A 1,860-nucleotide genomic window follows, 5' to 3' on the forward strand; every position below is an offset into this window, starting at 1 on the left:
GTCACCAAGAACTAAGCGAACCCCCGGAGGAGAAGACATGGATCCCGTTTCCCATACCGTCATCAACCTGATCATCTTCGTGCTGGCGATCTACGTCGGCTACCACGTGGTGTGGACCGTCACGCCGGCGCTGCACACGCCGCTGATGGCGGTCACCAACGCGATCTCGGCGATCGTGATCGTGGGCGCGATGCTGGCCGCGGCGCTGACCGAGAGCGGCCTGGGCAAGACCATGGGCGTGCTGGCGGTGGCGCTGGCCGCGGTCAACGTCTTCGGCGGCTTCCTGGTGACGCGGCGCATGCTCGAGATGTTCAAGAAGAAGGACAGGAAGGCGCCTGCGGCCGGCAAGGCAGAGAAGGGGAATGCAGCATGAGCATGAACCTCGTCACGCTGCTGTACCTCGTTGCCAGTGTCTGCTTCATCCAGGCCTTGAAGGGCCTCTCCCACCCGACCACCTCGATCCGCGGCAACGTCTTCGGCATGGTGGGCATGGCGATCGCCATCCTGACCACCGCGGCGCTGATCGTGCAGCTGTCGGGCGGCAAGGCGATGGGCATGGCCTGGGTGCTCTTGGGCCTGGTGGTCGGCGGGGGCTACGGCGCCTACCGGGCCAAGACGGTCGAGATGACCCAGATGCCCGAGCTGGTGGCCTTCTTCCACAGCATGATCGGCCTGGCGGCGGTGTTCATCGCGGTGGCCGCGGTGGTCGAGCCCTGGGCCTTCGGCATCACGCCGGCGCCGGTGGCGGCCGCGGTCGGCATCAACACCCCCGACGGGGCCGCCATCATCGACGGCTTCCTGCGCTACGCGATCCCCGCGGGCAACCGGCTGGAGCTGTTCCTGGGSGCGGCCATCGGCGCGATCACCTTCAGCGGCTCGGTGATCGCCTTCGGCAAGCTGTCGGGCAAGTACAAGTTCCGCCTGTTCCAGGGCGCGCCGGTGGCCTTCCGCGGCCAGCACAAGCTGAACCTGGTGCTGGGCCTCCTGACCATCGCGCTGGGCCTGGTGTAYGTGGCCACCGAGAGCTGGAGCGCCTTCCTCGCGATGCTGGTGCTGGCCTTCGTGATGGGCGTSYTGATCATCATCCCGATCGGCGGGGCCGACATGCCGGTGGTGGTGTCGATGCTCAACAGCTACTCGGGCTGGGCGGCCGCGGGCATCGGCTTCAGCCTGAACAACGCGATGCTGATCGTGGCGGGCTCGCTGGTGGGCAGCTCGGGCGCGATCCTGAGCTACATCATGTGCAAGGCGATGAACCGCTCGTTCTTCAACGTGATCCTGGGCGGCTTCGGCGGCGAGGCGGCCACGGCGGCCACCGGCGCCCAGGAGCAGCGCCCGGTCAAGAGCGGCAGCGCCGACGATGCGGCCTACATGCTGAGCAACGCCGAGACGGTGATCATCGTGCCGGGCTACGGCCTGGCGGTRGCGCGGGCCCAGCACGCGGTGAACGAGCTGGCCGAGAAGCTCACCCACAAGGGGGTGACGGTGAAGTACGCGATCCATCCGGTGGCCGGGCGCATGCCGGGGCACATGAACGTGCTGCTGGCSGARGCCGAGGTGCCCTACGACCAGGTGTTCGAGATGGAGGACATCAACGGCGAGTTCGCGCAGGCCGACGTGGCGATCATCCTGGGGGCCAACGACGTGGTGAACCCGGCGGCGCTGCAAAAGGGCACGCCGATCTACGGCATGCCGATCCTGGAGGCCTACAAGGCCAAGACGGTGATCGTGAACAAGCGTTCCATGGCCGCGGGCTACGCCGGGCTGGACAACGAGCTGTTCTACATGGACAAGACCATGATGGTCTTCGGCGACGCCAAGAAGGTGGTCGAGGACATGGCCAAGGCGATCGAGTAGCTC

2 protein-coding genes are annotated in these 1,860 nt (G+C 66.8%); both read left to right on the plus strand.

What is annotated here, in order from left to right:
- The first annotated feature begins 37 nt into the window (after positions 1–37).
- Positions 38–373, plus strand: a complete 336-nt coding sequence (locus AC1D2O_RS37640; protein WP_478158922.1) for an NAD(P) transhydrogenase subunit alpha part 2 — start codon at positions 38–40, stop codon at positions 371–373.
- Complete coding sequence (locus AC1D2O_RS37645; protein WP_478158923.1) at positions 370–1,857, plus strand: NAD(P)(+) transhydrogenase (Re/Si-specific) subunit beta; 1,488 nt, start codon at positions 370–372, stop codon at positions 1,855–1,857. The genes AC1D2O_RS37640 and AC1D2O_RS37645 overlap by 4 nt, the downstream gene beginning before the upstream one ends.
- The last annotated feature ends 3 nt before the right edge of the window (positions 1,858–1,860 follow it).

It is taken from the genome of Variovorax sp. P1_G12 (assembly GCF_056405555.1).